This is a genomic window from Candidatus Desulfatibia sp., assembly GCF_036446775.1.
GTDB lineage: Bacteria > Desulfobacterota > Desulfobacteria > Desulfobacterales > UBA11574 > Desulfatibia_A.
The window spans coordinates 1-6,115 of the sequence record NZ_JAZFTO010000274.1 but is presented as its reverse complement, the minus strand read 5'-3'; the positions used below and the strand labels follow the sequence as shown (position 1 = coordinate 6,115).

4 protein-coding genes are annotated in these 6,115 nt (G+C 47.7%); 3 read left to right on the top strand and 1 reads right to left on the bottom strand.

Going from position 1 to position 6,115, the window contains the following annotated elements; genetic code table 11:
- The first annotated feature begins 177 nt into the window (after positions 1-177).
- The 3 genes from glyQ (at position 178) to V3S16_RS12990 (ending at position 4,378) form a co-directional block, all read left to right on the top strand.
- Positions 178-1,047 carry a glycine--tRNA ligase subunit alpha gene (gene glyQ / locus V3S16_RS13000; protein ID WP_413885603.1) on the top strand — a complete coding sequence of 290 codons (870 nt, stop codon included), beginning with the start codon at positions 178-180 and terminating at the stop codon, positions 1,045-1,047.
- 72 nt (positions 1,048-1,119) lie between these two features.
- Complete coding sequence (gene glyS / locus V3S16_RS12995; RefSeq protein WP_413885601.1) at positions 1,120-3,198, top strand: glycine--tRNA ligase subunit beta; 2,079 nt, start codon at positions 1,120-1,122, stop codon at positions 3,196-3,198.
- 130 nt (positions 3,199-3,328) lie between these two features.
- Complete coding sequence (locus V3S16_RS12990; protein WP_413885599.1) at positions 3,329-4,378, top strand: KamA family radical SAM protein; 1,050 nt, start codon at positions 3,329-3,331, stop codon at positions 4,376-4,378.
- 183 nt (positions 4,379-4,561) lie between these two features.
- Here V3S16_RS12990 and V3S16_RS12985 read toward each other — a convergent pair.
- Positions 4,562-6,115, bottom strand: a 1,554-nt coding sequence (locus V3S16_RS12985; RefSeq protein WP_413885597.1) for a multiheme c-type cytochrome, incomplete at its 5' end; no start/stop codon positions are given.

Sequence of the window (6,115 nt, the reverse complement as noted above, 5' to 3'; positions counted from 1 at the left end):
GAATTTAATTTACTCCATTTGAGATAGGTGCACCCCTATGGGGTGAAATCAAAGCCTGGTCCTCTGGGCCTCCGGCTCCGCTTCCAGCCCGTAGGGCTTACAGGCCGGAGGGTAGAGCCTACGCCTCGGAGAGCCAGGATTATTTATAACCACCAACTAATTTATGAGGAAGGAAAAATGAATTTTCAGGACGTGATTATGAGGTTAGAGAAATTCTGGGCGCAAAAAGGATGTGTGATTGCTCAACCTTATGACATCGAGATGGGAGCCGGAACGTTTCATCCGGCAACGCTTCTAAGGGCGCTGGGGCCTGAACCCTGGAATGTAGCGTATGTCCAGCCTTCCAGGCGGCCAACAGACGGTCGTTACGGCGAAAACCCGAACCGGTTGCAGCATTATTACCAGTATCAGGTGATATTGAAACCTTCTCCTTATGATGTGCAAAAACAGTACCTGGACAGCTTAAAAGTTCTGGGGGTCGATCCTCTGGAGCACGATATCAGGTTCGTTGAGGACGATTGGGAATCCCCCACTCTGGGTGCCGCCGGGTTGGGGTGGGAAGTCTGGCTGGATGGTATGGAGATTACCCAGTTTACTTATTTTCAGGTGTGCGGCAGTGTGGAAGTATTTCCCATTTCCGTGGAACTGACCTACGGATTGGAACGAATTGCCATGTATCTCCAAGGGGTCGACAGCGTATTCGATTTAAAATGGAACGATACGATCACATACGGGGACGTGCATCATCAGCAGGAAGTCGAACAGTCGACCTACAATTTTGAAGAGGCCGATGTTCAAATGCTGATAGATTTTTTTGATAAATACGAGGCTGAGTCGATCCGGATGATAAAGAAAGCGCTGGTTTTTCCGGCTTATGAATACTGTCTTAAATGTTCGCATACCTTTAACCTCCTGGATGCGCGCGGTGCCATCAGCGTTGTTGAGAGGACCAGCTACATAGGGCGCATAAGAAACCTTGCCAGAGCCTGTGCTGAAGGATACCTGAAGCAAAGAGAAACCATGGGCTACCCGCTGATGAACAGGTAAGTTTAAAGGTTAAAGGATTATCGGTTTTGTGTTTTTCTGTTATTTTGACTCATTGAGAAGACAGAGGTGAATATGAAAAGTTTATTGCTTGAGATAGGGGCGGAAGAGATTCCAGCGGGCTACATTGAGCCTGCACTTCAGTCATTGTCATCGACGTTAATGCAAAAATTGACCGATGCCCGTATTACGCACGGCCGTGCTAAAGTTTTTGCGACTCCCCGGCGACTGGCTTTGGAAATAAAAAAGGTTGCTGACAAGCAGAAGCCCTTGACTTCGGAAGTTTTAGGACCTCCTGAAAAGGTGGGGCTGGATAAAGACGGCCGTCCCACGATGGCCGCCAAAAAGTTTGCCGAGAAGGTAGGCGTTTCCGTAAACGCGTTGGTCGTCAAGGAAACAAAAAAGGGTCGTTATTTAGCTGCCAAGATAACAGAAAAAGGTCTCGCTACCCGAACGTTGCTGAAAAGTATTCTGCCGGAAGTGATTCTGGCGATACCCTTTCCTAAAACCATGAAATGGGCCGAGCTTGATATTATGTTTGTAAGGCCCATCCATTCGATCGTGGCCCTTTTGGGAAACCAGGTTATTCCGTTTGGGGTGGGGGCTACCAAAAGCGGCCGGCATACATTCGGGCACTTTTTTATGCACCCTAAAAAGGTGAAAATTTCTACACCGGCAGATTATGTTAAAGCCCTGCGCGATGCTAAAGTTTATGTTGATTTGGATGCGCGCCGGAAACTTGTTGAGCGCGAGATTAACAAAGCCGCCAAAAAGGTCGGGGGCCGGGTTTTGCCCGACGATGAGCTTGTTGATATCGTAAAAAACCTGGTTGAATACCCCATTGCCACCGTGGGCAAGTTTGATAAGGAGTTCCTTGAAATACCCCGCGAGATATCGATAACCGTCATGCGGGAACATCAGAAATATTTTGCCGTAATTGATAAAAAAGGGAACCTCATGCCCTATTTTATCGCCATAAACAACACCCGTACCAGAGATATGGATCTGGTTGCCACCGGACATGAATGGGTCCTGAGAGCCCGCCTTGCTGATGGGCAGTTCTTTTTCAAAAGCGACCTGCAAGAATCCTTTGAACAGCGGGTAAACAAGCTCAAAGGTGTTCTTTTTCAGGCCAAGCTTGGAACCGTGCATCAAAAGGTGCAGCGGGTTCAAAAGTTAGCAGAGTACTTGGCCACTGCTGCCGGCAAGGGTTCGACCGTGAAAAAACAGGTCTCCCGAGCGGCCTGGCTGTGCAAGGCTGATCTTGTCAGCCAGGTTGTGAACGATTTCCCAAAACTGCAAGGGGTTATGGGAAGAGTATACGCTTTGATCGATAAAGAACCCAAAAATGTGGCGGCGGCCATTGAAGAGCATTACCGGCCGACCTATTCGGGCGGCCCCCTGCCGGAGACGGTCACCGGCGGACTGCTCAGTATCGCCGACAAGATCGATTCCATCTGCGGCTTTTTTTCCGTAGGGCTCACTCCCACAGGGGCCGCGGATCCATATGCGCTACGGCGGCAGGGCATCGGTATTATCCAGATCATGTTTGACCAGGATTTTTCATTTTCTTTGAGAAAATTGATTGAAAAGAGCCTAAAACTTTTTGACGTAAAGCATGCCAAGCAAAATCGCAAGGTCGCCGATCAGATTCAAGCATTCCTGCAAAACCGCATGACCTATCAGCTGGCCGAGGAAGGTTTTTCCAAAGATGTCATTGCGGCGGTTGCCGATGTTTCCGTGGATAACGTACCGGCCGTATGGAAGCGAGTGCGTGCGCTTCAAGATTTAAAAACCGCGCCGGATTTTGAACCGCTGGCCGTGGCCTTCAAGCGGGTTGTCAATATCATCAAAAAGGCGGATGTCCGTATTAAAAAGACTGTAGATGAAAGCCTGTTTGAAGAAAAATCCGAAACTGCGCTGTATTCAGCCTATAAGAAGGTTAATAAAAATGTAGCGCAACATCTGGACAAGGGGAGTTTGGGTAAGGCCCTGCATGAAATTGCCTCGCTGCGTGACCCGGTAGATGCTTTTTTTGACGGGGTCATGGTAATGGCCCAACAGAAAAAAATACGCAACAACCGGCTGGCTTTATTGAAGCAAATATCGGACCTGTTTGGATTATTTGCCGATTTTTCAAAAATTTCAACCTAATAAAGTAGAGCAAACAAAAATCTTCGAAACTATTTGCCAATCAAAGGTTGCTGGGGGTCTGGAATCCATGCGACCTTTTTTGGGTTTGTAAGCCCTATAGCTGTTTGGCTTAGGCTTCTACGAGCTATATATGAAAAAAGAAACCTCCGATTGGAAGGCGATACTTGCTGAAAGCGTTGTCACCGCCGAGCATTTGGCCCGGCACTTTCCTGTAAAGCAGGAACAGGTGCAAAAGGTGATTGAACGCTATCCTCTGCGTATTAATCCGTATTACCTGTCACTCATCGAAAAGCCGCATGATCCCATCTGGCGCCAGGTTATGCCGGATATAGCGGAAATAAATGATCAGCATGGGTGGGAGGACCCGCTTTCAGAAAATGACCATTCCCCGGTTTCCAATCTGATACATCGTTATCCGGACCGGGTTGTTTTGCTGGTGTCCAGCCAGTGTGCGGTCTACTGCCGGTACTGCATGCGCAAGAGAAAAGTTGGAAAATCCTTTTCAATTACCGCTGAGACGATTGAGGCCGGCATTGGTTATATTAGAGACCATGTGGCAGTCAGGGATGTAATCCTGTCCGGTGGCGACCCTTTGCTGCTTGATGACAACGATCTTTGTCACATTCTGGAAAATATCCGCCGTATACCACATGTGGAAATCATACGTATCCACACAAGGGCTCCCTGCACCTTGCCCCAGCGTATAACACGCAACCTGTCCCAAATGATGAAAGCGTTTCATCCTCTTTATATTAATGTTCATATTAATCATCTTGATGAGATAACCGACCAAGCGGCGTTGGCCTGCAATCTGCTGGCGGATGCCGGCATTCCCCTGGGCTGTCAAACGGTTCTGCTCAAGGGCGTCAATGATGACCCTGGGGTCATGAAGTCGCTGATGCAAAAGTTGCTGACGATCAGGGTAAAGCCCTACTACCTGCATCATCCGGATCTGGTTCGCGGAACGCAACATTTTCAGACCACTCCGGATGTGGGCTTGAGTATTATGGGTGCTCTACGAGGCCATACTTCAGGGTTATGTTTTCCCCACTATGTGGTTGATTTGCCCGGCGGCGGCGGGAAAATACCGCTGCATGCAGAATATGTGGTAGAAAAAAGACCGGACAAATGGCTGATACGCAACTACACCGGCAAGATTTATGAGTATCCGATAATTTAACCTTAACCTGGATAAACCCTGAAATCGAGACAGGCCAGTACCAAAAAAATGCCACAAAGGCACAGAGGCACAAAGAAAATATTTATTATTCTTTCTTAGTGCCTTGGTGTCTTAATGGCAATGATAAAAGCTTTGCCACAAAATATACAAATGCCATAATTAAGGAACTTATGTGGTAAAATATTAAAGCGCTATTTTATCAACCAGGCTGACCATGTCCACAACCGGAATTTCAGGCGCATCGTCCCCCAACATTTTTTTGGCAAGCGACGGGGAAATACTGCGGTATTTAAGGGTGGCTTTAACCGTTAATGGAAATACTGCGTCTGCCGGAATTAGAAAAGCATATTTTTCAATCTGATAACCCTTTGGCGGTACCCGGTGGTCATAAAGTATCCTGTCGGCCAGGGCAACGTTTATAACCGGCTCTCCCTTGGCATTGCCGAATTGCGTGTAATACAATACCGCATTTTTATCAATATTGCCGTTTTTATCAAGGTTGCCGGATCTAAAAATTACTTTCCCCCTGCTATCGGAAATTTTTACATCAAGCCACATCTGCCTTATTTCTGTAATCCCGGTGGGAAGATAATGCCCGGCTCCTGAATTAATCACCTTTACCGAGATTTGGGAAAGTTTGTTTTTTCTGTATGAACCACTCCAAATAAGCTCTAAATCCGCAGCATTTTGGAGTCGCTCTATGGCCATTTGGGCATGCAGATCGCTTTTTAAAAGCTTTGTGACCAGGGCGTTGGCACCGACAAAATAGTGCGTCCAGGTATGTTTGCGGTCCGGTCCTCTCTCAGAAGCTTTTCCCGGGTTGTCGGGCCGCCTGGTTTTTCCGGTGGCAGGGATACCGGGTCTTTGACGCATGTGACAGTCCTGGCAGGTGACCGTGGTCGCCTGGTCGCCGGTGTTGTATGGGCTGTTTTTCCATTCGTCATAGGTCTGCTCAAGGGGCAGTTTGTTGGCTGCGTGGGAAACATTATGACAGAGTCCGCAGAATTCTGATTTTGTATGCAGCTCTGAATATTTTGTAGGATGGAAATCCGAACTGGCATCTTTGAGGGGACCAAGCATGGTTGACGGGTCATCCTCTCCGCTCCCCGGCGCTACCTCATAGCCGGCATCGCCAAGGTGTTTTATTTCGTTGATGTTATGGCACCAGTTACAGAAAATTCCTCGAGCCGGCAAGGCCGCAAGTTTGTCATAATCGTCACCCGGAGACGAAATGTTGTAGGAGCGGAAGCCAAGGGGGGTATGGCATTTAATACAGGCCTTCATCTCGAGGACTTCATCTGGTTTAACAGCTTCTTTGAAAAAGAGTTTTGTCGCTGCCCGCCACAGCGGGTCGGTAAAGGCCTTGCTGTGCATGGAACCGTTCCATTGTTTAAATTTTTCAGCATGACATACCGCACACACTTCAGGCTTTACGAACTGGTTAATATTGACTTTTTTAAAATCGAACAGCTGACGCTCCTCAGGTACTTTAGCTACTGTTTCAGGTTCAATGGGAGCAGCAGGCTTGCTTGGTTTTTCTCTGGCAGCCAGATATTTTGCAATTTTTTCTATATCCTGTGCTGTAATGCTTCCCTTAGAGTACCTCGCCATCCTTTTGCCGGTTCGCTTCCAGGCCTTTAAACTTTTGGTCTTTCTTAAAGCACGTTCAAGTAAATGGCATTTGACGCATTTGGTCTCAAAGAGCTTTTTGTCTTCCTTGATTGAAGCAAAGGCAAC